We start from the raw sequence: 17,463 nt of genomic DNA, 5'->3' as shown, positions 1-17,463 counted from the left end.
CGCAACGGCTCAGACCCCATCGTCCACCGCCCCCGGGCGCAACGGCACCAAGCGCAGGGTGCCCGCGTACTGGCCCGACTCCGTCCAGACCACCCCCGGCGGCGCGTTGCCGCCGCGCACCGCCCTGGGCGCGAACCGCACGGCATGGGCCTGGTGCAGCAGCAGCGCCAGGTCCCGGTCACCGCACAGTTGCAGCATGGGCCCGCCGGATGGGGCCCGCAGCGCGCGGTCGACCTGCTGGGACTGCCGCCACACCGCGTCGATGAGGTCCTGGCGGCCGGTGTCGCCGGTGGCGAAGTCGGGGCGCTCCTGCACGCCCCGGTGCGCCAGGTGGTGACGGTACTGCCGCAGCGTCTCCTCCACGCGGTCCGCGAGGCCGTCGCGCACCTCCCGGTAGACGCCCTGTTCCAGCGAGATCCACGCGGGTTCGAGCCAGCGGCCGACCGCGTCGTGCAGGTCGCCGGTGATGATCTCGCGCAGCCGCCCGGCGCGGTCGCGTAGTCGTACCACGACCTCTTCCGCGAGCACCGGGGCCGCGCCCCGGAGGGCGGTCTCCTGCGTGTTCCACCGCCGCAGCGTGCCCGCCACCCGCTCGGCCAGCTCGCCCAGCGCGTCGGCCAGGGTGCGCGCGGAGTCGGAGGCGTGCGCCCGCGCCCGGCCGAGCCGCCATTCGCTGACCGCCACCGCGCCCAGCTTGGCGCGCAGGCCCTCCAGCGCGACACGGGCCGGGCCGAGCGCGAGCGCCGTACGCCACCGCAGCATCGAGCGCCGCCAGAAGATCCATCGCTCCAGCGGGCGTTCGGGGAACCGCTCGGGCTCGTGCAGCACGTCGAGCAGCACGTCGGGGCAGATCTGGCCGGGATCCAGGATGAAGGCGGCGCTGCCGATGGGCGCGCTCTGGTCGGCCAGCGCGAGCAGCCGCGCGATCAGCCTGCCCGGACTCCTGCGCTCGGCGAGCGCCGTCTCCACCTCGGCGCGCAGCTCGGCGACGATCTCACGGTCGTCCATTCCCGCCGGGACGGTGTACTTGATCCCGTGCTCGGCGAGCTTGTCGGCGGTGTCCTCCTCGGCGGGGTCGATCTCCTGGAACAGCCGCACGATGGCGTCGCGGAACTCCGCCAGCGCCTGCCCGGCCGCCATCACCCTGTCCAGGACGGCGGCACGGGCCGGGGCGGGACTGAAGTATCTCAGCGCGCCCAGCGCCCGCTCCGCCGCGTCGATCCGGGCGGCGGCCCGCTGGTAGAGGCCCTCCATCCGGCCGCCCGCGACCAGCGCGTCGCCCGGCGCGGCCGGAAGCTCGGCCGCGCCGGTCAGCACCGGCAGCGCGATGGCCCCCGGCGGGCCCGAGCCGATCGGACCGGCCTGCTGGGGAGCGGCGAAGACCTCGGCCACCTCGCGGAACACCTGGGCGAGCGTCGCGGGATCGACGCGGCCGGCCACGATGCGCCACCCGGGCGAGGCGGTGCCGTACGGGATCTCGCGCAGCGCCCCGGCCACCGCGTCGAACAGCTCCGGCTGGGTGAGCAGATCGAGCAGCACCGGCTCGGCGCTGGCGCCCGGGCCGCTCGCGGCCTCGCCGGTCTCGGCGCCCCAGACGATGCCGCGCGGGTCGCCCACCCACAGCACCCTGCGGGTCTCGCCGTAGAGCGCCGGGGGCAGGCGCAGGTCGGGTCCCATCGCGACCACCAGGACCGAGCGGACCATGCGGGAGCCCAGCACCTGCTGGAGCTCCGGCTGCGCGGTGGCCAGCCGATCGGTGTCGGCGACCACGAGCATGCGCGCGGCCAGCCGTTCGGGTGCGCCCTTGCGCAGGTCGAGAACCTCGACCATGGTCAGCCCTCCACCATCGTGGTCAGCTCGCGCAGGTTGTAGGCGACCGCGTCGGACACCCGCTCGAAGGGGAGGTCGAGCGCCGCCGGAAGGGTGTGCGCCCAGAACGCGGTCAGTTGCTCGGCGCGGCTGCGGGCCCCGGACGGCAGCTTCGGCATCATGATCTCCAGCAGCCCGAGCTGATCCGCCGCCATGCCGCTGACCAGGGTGTAGAGCGGGTCGGGGCGGGTGGGCGTGGCGGCCAGGCCGTTCGGTGTGGAGTTCATGATCCGCTCGCTGAGCAGCGCCCGGAACTCCTCGTCGCCGCCGATCACCCACTGCTCGTAGGCGCGCAGCATGCTCGCCCAGGACGACGCCCTGGCGTACCCGGTCAGCGGCAACGTCATCGAGCCGCCGTCCACGGTGATCCGGATGCGCGACGGCGATTCGGGCTCGCCCTCGGCCACGTCGACCTGCCCGTTCCACAGCAGGGCCAGCAGCCGGTGCAGGATGCGGACCCGGTGGCGTTCGGTGGTGGCCAGGTAGCCGAAGTCGTAGCCGAGCCGCTGCCGCCACTTGAGGTTGTCCTGGGGCTGCTCGTCGCGCAGCGCGTCGGCCCAGCTGTGCAGTACTTCGCGCAGCTCGCGCACCTGGGTGACGCTCATCGAGGTGCGCACCTGCACGACGGTCACCGAGTCGGCGTCGATGTTGCGGAAGTCGGCCACGCCGGGCAGGTAGATGCGCTCCTTGAGGTAGCGCTCCAGCTCCGGATCCTTGGCCGCGGCCGGGTAGGAGACCAGGACCTTCAGGTCGCCGGTGCCGTCGGGGGTGAAGCCGCCGGGCACCAGGTCGGCCAGCTTGAGCTGGAACTGCCGCACGTGCGGGTCGTCGGCCTCGCCCGCGGCCGCCCGGGCCAGCAGGTCGGCCAGCGGCGGCAGCAGCGGCCCCTCGCCGAGGGCCGCCGCCTCGTCCTGGTCCTTGAAGTACTTCTTGACCTCCAGCTTGAGCCGGTCGCGCACCCAGGAGAGGGCTCCGGCGGGCTTGCCGGCCCGCCGGGCCACCGTGCAGGCGTCCTGCCAGCCCTCGGGGCCGAGCAGCACCCTGACCACCGCGGCCTCCCCATCGGTCGGGCGCAGCACCTGGCGCGCGACGAAGATGTCGATCAGCCGCCGCAGCACCGCGTCGTAGAAGGCGTCCGCGCCCGCGGGGGGCAGCAGGTGGTAGACGCCCACCCGGGTCTCGTACAGCTCGGCCGCGCGCTGCGGGAAGCGGTCGGCGTCGGTGGCCGCGTGCTCCACGAAGACCTCGGCGAACTCCCGCACCTCGCGGATGAGGCGCTGGCGCTGCGTCTCCCAGCGCGCCACCTGGTCCGACCACGCCTTGTGCCACAGCACCCGGCTGCGCCAGCGGTACCACTCGTCCTGGTCGTTGATCGACGCCCGCACGGCCGGGTCGGACCACTGCACCTTGCGCAGCAGCCTGTCCCGCATGGGCCTGGGGTGCGGCGGGGCCTCGGTCATGTTCTCGTACGGCCTGACGGGCTGGGCCCTGCGCTGGTCGATCAGCCCGGCGAAGCCGATCCGCTCCGCCTCGTGAACGTCACCGCCGCCCCGGCCCATCACCACCCGGCGCAACCGCAGTGGGTCCACCTCGCCCAGCGCTTCGAGCATCCCGCGCCGCACGTCCATCTGGTCGGCCATCTCCGGAACGGTCCGTGCCAGCCGCCGCTCCAGCGACGCCAGGTTGTCCTCCATCGCGCGGAGCCGGTTGCCGAGCGCCTTCTGGATCTCCGTGACGCCGCTCGCCGGGCGCGGCTCGGGCGTGGGCAGCGGCTCGCGCGTGTACAGCTCCTCCAGGTTGGTCGTGGTGAACAGCCGCCGGATGTGCTCGATGTTGCTCTCCGAGGGCACCGACTCCAACTGCGTCACCGCGCGGGCCAGCAGGCGCGAGGCGACCAGGTCGGCCAGCTCCTCCACGGGGACCGTCATCGAGGAGACGTAGGAGGTGGACACGCCCCGGTTGCCGATGCCGGAGGCGGCCTGGACCTCGCGCTCGACCGCCCGGTTGATGAAGTCGTCGGCGAAGGAGGAGTCGCCGCGGTCTTCGGTGCCGTCGCCGGGCAGCCGGGGCTGGGTGCCCGCGAGGGACACGACCAGGGACGCGATCGAGCGGTGCAGGTCTTCGCGTTCGACGCCGGGCGGCAGGGTGAACAGGAAGGCGGTCTGGACGGTGCCGGTACGCAGCCGCGTGTCGCCGCGCACCGGGTAGCGGACGCCGAGTTCGCCGGCGATGCCCATTTCGTCGACGTGGGTGCCGGCGTGCGGCGCGTTCTGGTCGTCCACCAGGCGGAACAGGTCGAGCAGCGCCGCGCCGGCGTTCAGCCTGGCCCGCCTGCCGCCGCCCTTGCCCTCGGTGAAGGCCGACGGCATCACGACCAGCGGATAGATCCTGGCCTGGAAGCCGCTGCGGGCGAAGGCGTCGCCGATGAGGTGCAGGTAGTCGTAGAACAGGCCGGTTCCTGTGCCCCCCGCGACGGAGAAGGCCACGAACACGTCGCAGGCGCGGCGCAGCCGCCCGCCCAGCGCGGCCAGCTCGCTGGCGGAGTTGGCGATCGCCCCGATCGCGTCGTCGATGCCCTGCACCACCGGCTGCACGCCCTGCCGCATCCGCTCGAACAGCGCCGCCCGCGCGACCGTCGGCAACTGCCCGGCCCCGCGCATCAGCGGCGCGAGCTGCGGCTCGCCCTCGTGCGGCGGCAGCCACTCCTTGACGTAGTCGCCGAGCGTCGCCCGCAGGCTGCGCGCGACCTCCGGGTATGAGTCGAACCTCGGCACCACGTCGTGGATCAGATGGGCGGTACGCCCGGCCGCGGCGAAGTCCTTCTCCGACGGCACCACCCTGCGCCGGGTGCGGCCCAGTTCGTCCTCGTTGAGATCAACGTAGGCGAACTGGAGGCAGGAGGGCAGCTCATAGGGCTGGTAGTTCTGCCACCTCAGGTTTTTGATCAGATCCATGCCGTCCGGGCCGCACAGCTCGTCGCGCAGCCGGCGCTCCAGCTCGACTCCCACCCGGCAGCCGGTGCCGCCGAGCCCCACGAACATAATCGGATCGAAGATCCTCACAACAGATCATCTCCTGGCATCGGTCGTCGCCGGCTTGTGGTCTCGGTGGGCTGGGTCATGCCGTACGCGGGGTGCTCCGGCGCGCCGCCGACCGCGCCGCCGCCCCTGGCGTCGTCCACGCCGAGCAGCAGCCCGCCCGGCAGCTCCAGCCGGCGGCCGGGACGCAGCGCCGGCTCCAGCGGCCGGCCGCCCGGGTCGGTCACCACCACGGACTGGCCGCCCCCGCGGCGCACGGCGTAGCCACGGCCGTCGTGGGTGCGGGTCATATGGTCACCGCTGATGACGAAGGTGAACTCGGGGCCCTCATCGACCGGGGCGCGCAGTTGGGAGCGCCTGACGCCGTCCGGGCCGTAGAGGTGGAGGGTCAGGTCGCTGGGGTCGGCCGCGCGGCGCGCGGCGCGCCGCCTGCCCCAGAGCCACGCGCCGATCGCGGCGGCGAAGACCAGCACGACCGCCGCGGCGATCAGCAGCCACTGCCAGAGCGACATCGGCCGCCGGAGGGTGACGCGCAGGAAATCCTCCGCGACGGGCCGCCCCGCCGGATCCAGGACCTGCACCAGGCCGCCTATCGGGCCGTCGGCGGACACGCCGGGACGCCCCGCGCGCAACGTGAAGGTGTGCTCGGACTCCCCCGCCGGCACGGTGAGCGTGGCCCGGCCGATCGTGGCCTCCGGCGCGTCGAGCAGGCGCAGCGTGAGCCGGGCGGGCGCGCCGTCGTTGGTCACCTGGACCGCTCCGGAGACCTCTCCCCCGGGCTCCACCGTCGCCTCCCGCAGGACCAGCTTGGCGCGCAGGGTGTCCGCCGGGCCGGGAATGAGCACGTCGTAGGGACGCTCGTCGCTGGTCACTCCGGGGCCGGAGACCCGGCCGAGGAAGGAGAGCCTGCCGGTGGCCGTGGTGGGGACGATGACGTCGCCGGAGTACTCGCCGTCCTGGGCGGCCCGGTCCGGCTTGGTGCCGCCGTCGGACAGCTCAACCGGAATCGTGCTGAAGCCATCGCCGGACATCTGGGCGGAGAACCGCAGCGGCTTGAGCGCCGCCGGGTCGGTGATCACGGCGGACCTGGTCTGGAGGCGGAGCCGCACGGTGACCCGCTCGCCCGGGCGCGGGCTCGGGTTGCTCAGCCCGATCGAGGCGCGCAGCGCGCCCTGCCACATCACTGTCGTGCTGACCTCCTGGCGCTGGACCCCGGCCGGGGAGGTGAGCCGTACCGTCCACCGGCCGGGCAGCGGGTTGCGTATCCGCAGCGACTCCACGGGATCGGACTCCCCGGCCGCCTGGAAGACGGACTCGTGGCGTTCGCCCTGCTTGGGAACCGGCTCGCCATTCGGGTCCAGATAGGCCACCTGCACTCGTTTGTCGCGCTTGAACACCACGATCGAGCCGTCGGTGGCCACGATCGGGATGTTCACGTGCAGGTCGGTGGTGCCGCCCTCCTCCAGCGAACCGGTGTCGGCATAGGAGAGCTCCGCGCAGCGGGCGTAGGCGAACGCCTCCAGCAGGGACCGTTCCACATCGGCGGAAGTCCTGACCACCCTGGCCTTCGGCCGGGCCGACTCCTGCTCCCCGCACGGCTGCCGCCACCCGCCGGCCGCGAAGGCGTCCAGCGCGGCCCTGTCCGCCTGACCGAACCCCAGCGGCCAGACCTGCACCCGTGCGGTCTGGGCCTCCTTCAGGGTGGCCTCGATCTCGCGCTGCGCGTTGCTGTTGCGCGCCTGCGGGTCCGGCCCGTGCCGCACGCTCTCCGCCACGTCGAGCCTGCCGTCGGTGAGCAGGAACACGATCTTGGCCCGTTCCCGGTCGTCGGGCTCGTTCATGATCGCCATCGCCTGGTCGAGCGCCGCGGCGTGGTCGGTGTCGTTGCCCTCCCGCTCGGTACGGCGGTGCAGCTTGTCCACGCACTTGCCCAGGGACTCACGGTCCTGCGCGGTCGTCACCTCCGCGAGCGGGCAGACGAGGGTCACGGGCGCCTGACCGGGCCCGTTGGAGCTTCCGAACCCGACGACCGCCACCTGGGACAGCGGCGACAGCTCACTCAGCACGATGGTCCGCGCCGCGTCACGCTCCCGGAGGACGTCCTTGTCGGTGAGGCTGCCCGATTCATCGACCAGGACGACGGCCCGCACCGGTCTGACCTCGGAGTCCGGGTCGGCGACGGCGGAACCGGGCATAATGGCGATGGGGAGCAGGGTAAGAACGAACATCACTAACAGCGCACAAAGGGCCCTAACATGCACTTTTCCTCGCAGGTGTAGCGTTGCTATTCGCAAAACTCACAAGTGGCCTTTGAAATTTTCCTCATCCGTACGGCCGTCTCTTGAAACCCACCGGACATGCCCTTGACGGGACGTCCCCCCGTGTAAAGAGATCCTAGGGGCGGCAAAGTCGCTTTGAGCGCCGAAGTCCCTTACATCTACGCAACTATCCCAGTCAGCCCCGGGACCCCTCACGCGCAATTTGCGAATCGCAATCTCTGGCGCACCGGACATCTCACCAGCAACAACGCATTAGAGACTTATCGTGCGGCAACTAGGGAAATGATCATTCGGAATGACCGCCTATTCGATCATGCGCCATCCCATTAAAGCGGCATCAGTCACTTGCCGCACATTTATCCGGATTTGTACACACTAAGCCTTTTTCAACCGGTCGCTTGGACCAGGTCAAAGGCGTCTCCATCGGGCTCAGGCTGAGGCCGGTGCCCCGGCAGGGCGCCTGGTCATGCGGCTACGGCGTCTCGTTTACCGCCTCTGACCAGGGAGCTTGAGGTTGAAAAAGGTTCACTCCACCGGACGAAGCCCGCGCCCACGCCGGGTCAGCGATAGGTCCCGGCGCTGGAACGGCGGGCCACCACGACACCCGCGAAACCCGGCCACCGGGACTCCACCACCGGCGGCGGCGGACGGCGAGTGGGACGCCCCGCCGTACCGGAACCGCCGCCCGCCCTCAGGCGCCGCTGTTGCGCCGGTCGAACTCTTCGGGCGTGCGGACCCCTTCGTCCAGCACCGCCACATAGATCTCATAACCGCTCACACGCGGCCCGCCACGCGCGGCCAGGGCGCGCTTGATCCGCAGGATCGCGACCCGGGTCTCGTCGGTCAGGCGGGGCCGGATCGTGCGCAGGTGGACCGTACTCGGCTGGCGGCCCGGTTCGTCAATGAACCAGATGTCCAGATTCCAGTCGTTCCCGTCCGGGCATCGATATCGCACGCCGAGATAGACACCGTCGGGATACAGCGGATCGACGTTCCACGCCCCCGTGTCGTCGCGGATCTGCACCTGCCGCACCCGGGGATGCCTGACGAGGCCCGCCCCGAGACGCGTGATGCCGGCGAAGGCCCGATCATCCAGCGCCACGCTGCCCACCCGCGTCGGCGCGCCGATCTCGGCCAAGGCCGTGGCCAGCCCCAGATCGTCATATACGGCATCCGCCGCCCGCCTGGAGCGCCTGTTGTTCTCGCAGCAGTTCGCCGGTCACCGAGGCAGGCTATCGGCCCAAAGTTTTCCACTGATCCGGAAGGGCGCGCCCTGAGGGATTCGAACCCCCGACCGTCGGATTAGAAGTCCGATGCTCTATCCGGCTGAGCTAAGGGCGCTGGGATTTAGCCGCTGACCGGAGGTTCCGGTGACCACCTGAGACGGTAGCATATCCGCACACCGGGCGTACAGCATCGGATTTTGCGGAGGCGTACCGTGGCCAAGGCAGGCGGACGGGCGGCGCAGGCGCCGCTTCTGCTCGACGTGGCCGCTTCGTGGGAGCTTCGGTTGCGGGCGGACGGCAAGGCGGACGGCACCGTGCGGAGCTATGTCGACTCGGTACGCGTCCTTTCCCATTATCTCGCCGAACATGACATGCCGGTGGACGTCGAAGGCGTGCAGGCCCGGCACGTCGGGGCGTTCCTGGCGGCGAGCGCGGCGGCGACCAGCGCGGGCAACGCGCACAAGCACTTCCGCAACCTGCGGGTGTTCTTCGGCTGGCTGGTGGCGGACGGCGAGCGGGCGGCCGGGTCGCCGATGGCGCAGCTCACCGGGCCGGTGGTCGCGCGGGCGCGGGCCCGCACGCGGGCGCTGGACGATGACGAGCTGGCCGCGTTGCTGGCGGTGTGCTCGGGTGACACCTTCGAGTGCCGCCGCGACACCGCGATCGTGCGCATCCTGATAGACAACGGGATGCGGCTGTCCTGGCTGGCCGGGCTGCGCTACAGCAGAGACGACGCCGAGGCCAACGACGTGTGGCCGGCCGAGCACCGGCTGCGGGTCCCGCTCAAGGACGACGACGTGCTGCTCGCGCCGATCGGCCACAAGGCCGCGGCGGCGGTGGACCGCTACGTGCGGGCCAGGGCGCGGCATCCGCACGCCGGGTCGCCGTGGCTGTGGCTGCCGATCCGCGGGGGCATGGCGGCCGGCGAGCGCCGGCTGACCTCCACGGGGATCCAGCAGATGCTGGAGCGGCGGGGGCGGGAGGCCGGGGTACGCGGGCGGCTGCACCCGCACCGGTTCAGGGAGACGATGGCCGACGACTACCTGCGGGCCGGGGGCGATCCGCTCAACCTGATGCGCATCGTCGGCTGGAAGTCGGCGGAGATGGCCAGGCAGCGGGCCCGTACGGCGGAGCGGTCCGCCGGAGAGCGGGCCCGTGCCGAGCACGCCCGCCTGTCCCCCGGCGACCGTCGCGACTGAATCCGCCGTCGCCATGTCCCTCGGGGATAGATAGGGCAATCGCCCCTTGACGGCAGCTTACGGCGGCCCTCACGCTCGGTAGTGAGACGATGACCCCCGATCGGAGGCGAGGGCATGATTCCTGGCTGCGGAAGCTGCAACTGCCATGACGAGACGCTGTCGGCGTTGTCGAGCGCGTCGGGGCCGCTGGCCCATGTCGGTGACGACTGAACGACGGACGTGATGCCGCCCCGGACTCCATCCGGGAAAGGAAGGAGACGGGGCGGCGCGGCACGCGAACTTCAGCCGTTCAACGGTTCAGCCGTTCAACGGTTCGCCCGTTCGCCCGTTCGCCCGTTCAGCCGTTCAGCCGGAGGGGCAGGCCCGCCAGCCGCCAGGAGCCGGGGAGGTAGTGCCGCTGCAGTTCGCCCGGATCGCAGGCCAGCGCGAGGCGGGGGAAGCGGCGCAGCAGCCCCGCGAACGCCACCTCGCCCTCCTGCCTGGCCAGGGCCGCGCCCAGGCAGTAGTGCAGGCCGGAGCCGAAGCCGACGTGGGTCTCGCGGTGGCCCTCGGACTCACGGGTGATGTCGAGCCGGTCGGGGTCGGCGAACCTGCGCGGGTCGTAGTTGGCCCCGACCAGGATGGCCATCACCGGCTGCCCCTGGGCGATCTTCACTCCGCCCAGTTCGACGTCCTCGGCGGCGTAGCGGATACGCGTGCCGTGCACCGGACCGCACCAGCGCATCAGCTCGTGTACGGCGAGCGGCATCAGCTCCGGCTCGGCCCGGAGCCTTTCGAGCTGGTCCGGGTGGGTCAGCAGCGCCGCGGTGCCGTTGCCGATCAGGTGGGCGGTGGTCTCGTGCCCGGCCAGGACCAACGTGAGCACCATGGTGACCATCTCCTGGTCGCTGAGCCGGTCGCCGTCCTCGTCGTGCACCCGGATCAGGCTGCTCAACAGGTCGCCGGTGGGCTCGGCGCGCCGCCGCAGGATCAGGTTCTCGATGGAGTGGACCATGCCGATCAGCGGCTCGTTCATCGCGTTCGGCTGCAGGGAGACCAGTGACCGGCCCCAGTCCCGCCAGGCCGGGCGGTCCTCCTCGGGGATGCCCACCAGCTCGCAGATCACGGCGATCGGCAGCGGGTAGGCGAAGCCCTCGATGAGGTCCACGGCGCCGTCGGGGCCGGCCTTGCCGGGCAGCTCGTCGAGCAGCGCGCCGGCGATCTCCTCGACCCGGGGCCGAAGTTCGAGGACGCGGCGCGCGGTGAAGGCGCGCGAGACCAGGCGGCGCAGCCGGATGTGGTCGGCGCCGTCCACGTCGAGGATGCTCTCCAGTATGTACTTCGCGTACTCCGGCGGAATGCCGCGCATCTTGATGAGCTGCTCGCGGACGTTGCCGACGTCGCCGCCGGGGACGTTCGCCGGGTTGTTGACGAAGCGCTGGTCGCTCAGCACCGTCTTGACGTCGTCGTACCGGGTCACCAGCAAGATCGGGTCGACCTTGCCGGGGAAGACGGCGCGGGCGACCGGCGCCTCCTCGCGGATGCGGGCGAAGCCGTGGAAGGGGTCGTGGAGCAGATCGGGATCCATCAGGTCGATGGGTTCCGTGATACCGGAAGTGCTCATGTCTGCCCTCCGCTGGGTCAGATGGACTGCCGCCTGCGAATCTCCTGGTTGAGCCGGTCGAGCAGGCGGTCGAACAGTTCGGCGGCCAGGTCGGCCGCGGCCCGCATCGCCTCGGGGGAGCGGGCGGTCTCGATCGAGGAACGGATGGCGTCGGCGAGCGCACCGGCGCAGGCGGCGGGGTCGGGCCTGGCCTCGGCGGGCATCATCGGCTCCATGCTGAGGAAGCCGACGAAGATCGAGACCATGGTGTACCGCACCAGCTCCGGAGGCTGGTCCGTGCGCACGAGGCCGTGCTCGCGCAGCAGCACGAGGTAGGTCTCCATGACGCGCAGCCGCTCGGCGAGCAGGTCGCCGACCAGCTCGGTGCTGCTGCGCACCAGCACGCCCAGGGTCTCCGGGTCGCCGATCAGCGCGGCGCGCACCACCGGCTCCTCGTGGGCCCATCGGTAGATGTGCGCGATCAGCTCGCTGGGCATGACGGTGACCGGCTCCAGGCGCAGCAGGTCCACCAGATTGGCCATCAGCCGGCTCTGCGCGCGCATCAGCACCGAGAGGAACAACCCTTCCTTCGTGGAGAAGTGCAGGTAGATGGTGCCTTTACCGACTCCCGCCCGGCGGGCGACATCGTCCACCGTGACGCGCCTGTAGCCCCAGGCGACCAGTAGCTCGCCCGCGGCGTCGATGATGCGCTCGGCTCGCCGTTCCCGCTCTGACGTCGAACGCTCTGATACCGAACGTTCCGATACCGAACGCTCCGACGGCTCAGGTGCCACGATCGAGATCCTTTCCGACTGCATGACCAGATGAGTCCTTCTGGTCATAGGGTCACATCGTCATGCTAACCCTCCGGCCCGCCGCCGCGAGGGCCCCCGCACGAAAAAGTGCCCGGCCCTTTGAAAGGGCCGGGCACTTGGTGAATATCGGTCAGGTCACCGCACGGCGCGCAGCGCGTCCGCGATGCCCGCGCCATAGAAGCCATTGCGGCCCTTGCCGCCCTCGCACACGTGTGTGTCGACCTCCGTGCTGCCGTCCGGCAGGTGCCGGGTGTAAGTGTGGGCGGGCGGGTTCGGGCAGGCGGCCCTGGTGGCCGTCGCCTTCAGCACCCGTTCCACCACGGCGGGGCTCAGCGTCTTGCCGCCGTGCCTGCGGTCCCGTTTGCCGTACTTGCTCACGATCAGCGCCGCCACGCCCGCGGCCCGCGGCGAGGCCATCGACGTGCCCTGCGCGTAGATGTAGTAGGCGCAGGTGCCGCCCCGGCAGTCGCGCAGGATGTGCGGCACGTTGGGCGTGCCGTCCGGGTTGAGCTGGTTGCGCTCCTCGGCCAGCGCCTTGGGATAGGCCGCCAGCGTGGCCAGGGACACGTCCCGCGTACCGCCCGGCGTGTCGTACACGTCGCCGCCGGGGGCGGCGATGGCCACATAGCCGTTGCCGTAGTCGGAGTAGTACGCCTTGCGCCCGCTGATCCCGGTCGCGGACACGGCCAGCACGCGCGGGTCCTCGCCGGGCAGGGACAGGCAGCTCGGCGGGATCGTCCGCTGGCGGGGCACCTCGCCGGGCTCGCTGGCGAAGTCGGGGCTGGAGGCGTCCAGCAGGGTCTTGGTGTAGTCGCTGGCCTCGTTGCCCGCCGCCGAGACCAGCGTGACGCCCCGGTCGTGCGCGTATGCGAGCGACCGCTGCACCGCCGTGATGATGGTGCGCTGCTCGGCGCGGTCGGCCGGGGAGTCCGCGGGGTTGTCGGTGCAGTTGAACAGCCACGGGTCCACGTAGTAGCTCATGTTGACCACGTCGATGCCGTGGTCGCCCGCGTACGTCAGCGCGTCCACGGTGGGCTGCAGGAAGAAGTAGCCGGAGTCCTGGCCGGCGCGCAGGTTGACCAGCCTGACCTTGGGGGCCACGCCGGAGATGCCGAGCCGGTTGATCGGGGCGGCGATGGAGGAGGCCACGTGCGTGCCGTGGTCGTTGTCGTCCACGTCGGCCGCGTCCTCGCAGGAGCGGTCGGGTTCCTCCGCACACGGCCCGTCCACCTCGGCGCCGTCGGCGTCCACCGGGATGTCGGTGGTGAAGTTGCGGCTGAGCGCGCGGTCGAAGTTGGGCGCGATGTCGGGGTGCGAGCCGTCCACGCCGGTGTCCAGGACGCCGACGAGCACGCCGCGGTCGCCCTGCTCGTACTTGTAGGACCCTTCGGGGGTGGCGTGCATCTGCTTCAGATCCCACTGCAGGTGCGACAGCGGCTCACCGCGGCGGGACGGCCCGCCGTGGCCGGTCGCCGCGGGCGCGCCGTCGCCCGCCCTCTCCACCGCCCTGCGCTCGATGGCCCTGCGCACCGCGCCACTGGGCGCCGCGCGGGTGGGCGCCGTTCCGATCGAACGGTTGTGGGCGACGCCTTCGATCACGCCACCGGCCTGTACGGCCTGCCGGAAATCGGCGTTCGTGGTGGTCACCGTGGCCAGGCCGATCGCGGTGTTCTCCGCCACCAGCGTGCCACCGGCCGCCTGGATGGCCTGGTGGGCCGTCCTGGCGTCGGCGCCGTCCTTGTAAAGGACCACGTACTCCGACTCCTGGGCCTGCTGCTGGGCGGCCTGAGCCGGTACCAGCGCCGCGGCCAGGGCGAGAGCGGCGGTCGCGCCGACCAGAATGCTGCGTCTCACACATACCTCCGTGTGTCACGGGACATGTGAGTAAATGTGAAGTCAAAGGGCATTCAGTGCCAGCCGTACCGGAATTCGGGACCAACGTGTGATATATCCAGGTGGCCGGAATTTCTTAACGATTCTGTGGGTGTTTACGGCTTTCCGGATCTCAGCCGGTGGCCGCCCAGGCGTCGATCTCCTTGTGCAGCCGTTGCCTGGTGGCCGCGTCCGCGAACGACGCCGTGACCGACGCCCGGGCCAGGCCGGCCAGTGCGTCGTCGCCGTAGCCGAACCCGTCGCGCACCCTGGCGTACTCCTGTGCCAAGGTGACGCCGATGATGACTGGAATGTCAGTGTTGATGGTCACCGTCAGCCCGGCGTCCCGCAGCCGCGGCAGCGGATGGGCGGGCCACGACGGCACCAGGCCCAGCGCGACGTTGGACGATGGGCAGACCTCCAGCGCGATGCCCCGCTCGCGTACCTCCGCCACCAGGTCGGGGTCGTCGAGCACCCGGATGCCGTGCCCGAGCCGGTCGGCCCGGCCGGCCTCGATCGCCTCGCGTACGCTGCCCGCCCCGTTCATCTCCCCGGCGTGGTGGCTGATCCGCAGGCCCGCGTCCTTGGCCGCGGCGAAGACGTCCGCGAACGGCGTGAGCGGGTAGGACTCGTCCCCCGCCATGCCGATGCCGACGACCCCGTCCGCGGCGTGGGCGACGGCCAGTTCGAGGGTGCGCCAGGCGCGTTCCACCGAACGCCGCCGCGAGTGGTCCAGGATCACCCGGCACTCCACGCCGTGCTCCTCCCGCCCCTCGGCCAGCCCTTCGAGCACGGCGAGCAGCGGCATCCGCAGGTCGCCGAGGCGTTCGCCGTGCGAGGCGGCGGTGAAGGTGACCTCGGCGTACCGGGTGCCGGAGGCCGCCTCGTCCGCGCAGAACTCGCGGGCGACCCTGCGGAAGTCGGCGGGCGTGCGCAGGCACTCACGGACCAGCGCGTTGCGGTCGGCGAACGGCCGGAACCCGGCGAAGACCGGCGGCCCGTCGCCGCGCTCGGGCACGGGCATGCCGTTCGCGGCGGCGATCTGCGCGAGGGTGTCCCACCTGACCGTGCTCTCCAGATGAACGTGCAGGTGGGCCTTGGGAAGAGCGGCGACATCACCCATGCCCGGCACCCTATCCGCCCCCCTGCACAACCCCCACCCCCACGACCACACGGCACGGCACCCATACGGGCCGCCGGTCCAGCCAGACGGTGGCGTCCGGGGACAGGGGGGCGCGCGCCAATGGGACGGCGGCGGCTCGGCAGCACCGCCGTTCCCGCCGGGAGGCGGGCCCTATACGGGCCGCCGCCATGACCGGGCCTATGCGGGCCGCCGGTCCAGCCAGGCGGTGGTGTCCTGGGGCAGGGTGCCGTCCGGTAGGGGGCCGCTGGACAGGAGGGGCCGGGTGCCGGTGGGTAGTGGCATGGGCTCGGGGGCCAGGTTGGTCAGGGAGGTCAGGCCGCTGTCGCGGGCGAAGGCCAGTACCCCCTCCGGTGCCGGGAGCCAGGTCAGGGTGCCGTCGCCGAGGCGTTCGCGGCGGATGCGCAGCGCCGCCCGGTACAGAGAGAGCATCGAGCCGGGGTCGGCGGCCTGCGCCTCGCGAAACCACGCCTGAGCGGTGGACCCGTGGTTGGGCACCACATCGATGATCACCCGGATGCCGAGTCCGTGAGCCTCGGCGATGAACCGCTCCGCCTCGGCCAGGGTGCCGAACGCCGGGTGGATGTCCCGGTAGTCGGCAACGTCGTAGCCCCCGTCCGCCATCGGCGATGGGTACCACGGGTTCAGCCAGATCGCGTCCACGCCGAGACCACCCAAGTAGTCCAGGCGCGCCCGCAGCCCGGCCAGATCGCCGATCCCGTCGCCGTTGCCATCGGCGAAACTACGCAGGTAAACCTGGTAGATCGCGGCTCCCCGCCACCATGTTCCCGCCATGCGGACCACAACTCCTGCAGTAGTGAACGAAGAGGCCGACGATGGTCGGCAGACCGGCGATCACCAGCGAGGCGATCAGCACGTTCCGCGGCATCTGCGCCGGGTCCACCGGCAGCGCCTGGGCTTGGAGCGCGCGTAACCGAGCCGGCCCTCAGTTGATCGAGATCGCCGCCTTGACCGCAGGCCGCGGTCATCAGGGGGAGGCCGGGCACGAGCAGCGGTACGACGGCCCTGCGACGGCCCTGCGGCGGCCGGAACCCTTCATGGCACTGACCCTTCTGACGCGATCGGTAGCCACACGACAGGCATCAGAGGCAGAGAGCTGCAATATCCTGATAGCTACATGAAAAAGATCGACTGAATCACTTCTCTTTCCTGCGCGCGGGGCCCGTAGAGGAGCGGACGACCAATTCGGGCTCGAAGAGCAGTTCGTCGGTGGGCACCGCGGCCTTGCCGATCTGCGCGACGAGCAGGTCCACCGCGGCCCTGCCGAGGGCCTCGATGGGCTGGCGGACCGTGGTGAGCGGCGGGTCGATGCAGTTCATCAGCGCGGAGTCGTCGTAGCCGATGACCGACACGTCGCCGGGCACGGTGAGGCCGGCCCGCCGTACCGCGCGGATCGCGCCCAGCGCCAGCACGTCGCTCGCGCACACGATGCCGGTCACGCCCGCCCTGACCAGCCTGGACGCGGCGGCATGCCCGCCCTCCAGGGTGAACATCGTGCGCTCGGTCACGACCTCGTGGCCGGCCTTGCCCACGGCGGCGGTGAAGGCCGCCTCCTTGCGCCGCGAGGGGATGTGGTCGGCCGGGCCGATCAGCAGGCCGAGTTTGCGGTGGCCCAGCGAGTCGAGGTGGCCGAACGCCATCGCCGCCGCCACCCCGTCGTCGCACGACACCTGCGGGAACCCCAGGTGCTCGACCGCGGCGTTGACCAGCACGGTGGGCAGGCGGCGTTCGAGCAGCCGCTCGTAGTGCGCGTGCGAGGCGTCGGCCTGGGCGTACAGGCCGCCGGCGAAGACCACGCCGGAGACCTGCTGCTGGAGCAGCAGGTCGATGTAGTCGGCCTCGGAGAACCCGCCGACCGTGCGCGTGCAGAGCACCGAGGTGAAGCCCTGCTGGGCGAGGGCCCCGCCGACCACCTCGGCGAACGCGGGGAAGATCGGGTTTTGCAACTCGGGCAGCACCAGCCCGACCAGCCGCGCCCGCTCGCCGCGCAACTGCGTGGGGCGCTCGTATCCGAGCACGTCGAGCGCGGTCAGCACGGCGACGCGCGTCGCCTCCGACACTCCCGGCTTGCCGTTGAGAACGCGACTCACCGTGGCCTCGCTGACGCCGACCTTCTTCGCTACTTCCGCAAGCCGTCGTGTCACAGCGCAATCATAACGTTCACCAGCGCAAGTCGCTTGCGTAATCCAACATCATTTGCACTGAACTTGCGTCCAGATGTGGACATCTGCCAGAGATCCGGCTGCCGGTTGCGGTTCTCGCCCCGCCGCGCAGCGGGGCAAAGCCCGGGAAGACATTTTCCGTTCGTGCCCCTCCTTTCAGCCAACATGGCGCTTTGTCTCGGTCTCGCCGCGTTGCGGCGCGGTGTGGCGAGATGACCGCGCAGCCCCCCACTGTGCATCTTTGCGAACAGGTACACAC

At 71.3% G+C, this 17,463-nt stretch carries 10 protein-coding genes, 1 tRNA gene and 1 pseudogene; 1 reads left to right on the top strand and 11 read right to left on the bottom strand.

The features are described from left to right. Positions 1 to 9: 9 nt before the first annotated feature. From ACH34R_RS24975 to ACH34R_RS24955, 5 genes are all read right to left on the bottom strand, one after another. A complete protein-coding gene (locus ACH34R_RS24975; RefSeq protein ID WP_397563934.1) occupies positions 10 to 1,830 on the bottom strand; it encodes a hypothetical protein in 1,821 nt (606 codons plus the stop codon). 2 nt (positions 1,831 to 1,832) lie between these two features. After that, the gene (locus ACH34R_RS24970) at positions 1,833 to 4,931 is read right to left on the bottom strand and encodes a tubulin-like doman-containing protein (RefSeq protein ID WP_397563933.1); all 3,099 of its coding nucleotides are present in this window, start codon (positions 4,929 to 4,931) and stop codon (positions 1,833 to 1,835) included. Then, positions 4,928 to 7,135 carry a vWA domain-containing protein gene (locus ACH34R_RS24965; protein WP_397563932.1) on the bottom strand — a complete coding sequence of 736 codons (2,208 nt, stop codon included), beginning with the start codon at positions 7,133 to 7,135 and terminating at the stop codon, positions 4,928 to 4,930. Before ACH34R_RS24965 ends, ACH34R_RS24970 begins: the two co-directional genes overlap by 4 nt. 742 nt (positions 7,136 to 7,877) lie before the next feature. After that, positions 7,878 to 8,324, bottom strand: coding sequence for a hypothetical protein (locus ACH34R_RS24960; RefSeq protein ID WP_397563931.1), 447 nt, complete (start codon positions 8,322 to 8,324; stop codon positions 7,878 to 7,880). Positions 8,325 to 8,453: 129 nt separating this feature from the next. Beyond that, positions 8,454 to 8,527 (bottom strand) — tRNA-Arg (locus tag ACH34R_RS24955). 82 nt (positions 8,528 to 8,609) lie between these two features. Here ACH34R_RS24955 and ACH34R_RS24950 point away from each other — a divergent pair. After that, entirely contained in the window at positions 8,610 to 9,611 is a 1,002-nt protein-coding gene (locus ACH34R_RS24950; protein ID WP_397563930.1) for a tyrosine-type recombinase/integrase, read from the top strand. Between the two features lie 337 nt (positions 9,612 to 9,948). Here ACH34R_RS24950 and ACH34R_RS24945 read toward each other — a convergent pair whose 3' ends face one another. The 6 genes and pseudogenes from ACH34R_RS24945 to ACH34R_RS24920 form a co-directional block, all read right to left on the bottom strand. Continuing rightward, on the bottom strand, positions 9,949 to 11,214 hold the full coding sequence (locus ACH34R_RS24945) for a cytochrome P450 (RefSeq protein WP_397563929.1): 1,266 nt from the start codon (positions 11,212 to 11,214) through the stop codon (positions 9,949 to 9,951). Positions 11,215 to 11,231: 17 nt separating this feature from the next. Then, the gene (locus ACH34R_RS24940; protein WP_397563928.1) at positions 11,232 to 11,987 is read right to left on the bottom strand and encodes a TetR/AcrR family transcriptional regulator; all 756 of its coding nucleotides are present in this window, start codon (positions 11,985 to 11,987) and stop codon (positions 11,232 to 11,234) included. 156 nt (positions 11,988 to 12,143) lie between these two features. Then, positions 12,144 to 13,862: a S8 family peptidase gene (locus tag ACH34R_RS24935; RefSeq protein WP_397563927.1), complete on the bottom strand. Its 1,719-nt coding sequence runs from the start codon at positions 13,860 to 13,862 to the stop codon at positions 12,144 to 12,146. A gap of 151 nt (positions 13,863 to 14,013) precedes the next feature. Then, positions 14,014 to 15,003, bottom strand: coding sequence for an adenosine deaminase (add, locus tag ACH34R_RS24930; protein ID WP_397563926.1), 990 nt, complete (start codon positions 15,001 to 15,003; stop codon positions 14,014 to 14,016). 450 nt (positions 15,004 to 15,453) lie between these two features. Then, positions 15,454 to 15,816, bottom strand: a pseudogene (locus ACH34R_RS24925) (alpha-amylase family glycosyl hydrolase); the annotation flags it as partial. A 362-nt stretch (positions 15,817 to 16,178) separates the two neighbouring features. Continuing rightward, positions 16,179 to 17,186 (bottom strand): LacI family DNA-binding transcriptional regulator, encoded by a 1,008-nt coding sequence (locus ACH34R_RS24920; RefSeq protein WP_397563925.1) that lies wholly within the window; start codon positions 17,184 to 17,186, stop codon positions 16,179 to 16,181. Positions 17,187 to 17,463 lie beyond the last annotated feature (277 nt).

The organism is Spongiactinospora sp. 9N601 (assembly GCF_044326295.1).
Lineage (GTDB): Bacteria > Actinomycetota > Actinomycetes > Streptosporangiales > Streptosporangiaceae > Spongiactinospora > Spongiactinospora gelatinilytica.
The sequence above is the reverse complement of the archived record's forward strand: the minus strand, read 5'-3'. Positions and strand labels throughout refer to the sequence as shown.

What these genes read in the sequence shown, in the direction of transcription:
- ACH34R_RS24975 (WP_397563934.1), bottom strand. Translation starts at nt 1,830, where the DNA reads ATGGTCGAGGTTCTCGACCTGCGCAAGGGCGCACCCGAACGGCTGGCC.
- ACH34R_RS24965 (WP_397563932.1), bottom strand. Translation starts at nt 7,135, where the DNA reads ATGTTCGTTCTTACCCTGCTCCCCATCGCCATTATGCCCGGTTCCGCC.
- ACH34R_RS24945 (WP_397563929.1), bottom strand. Translation starts at nt 11,214, where the DNA reads ATGAGCACTTCCGGTATCACGGAACCCATCGACCTGATGGATCCCGAT.
- add (WP_397563926.1), bottom strand. Translation starts at nt 15,003, where the DNA reads ATGGGTGATGTCGCCGCTCTTCCCAAGGCCCACCTGCACGTTCATCTG.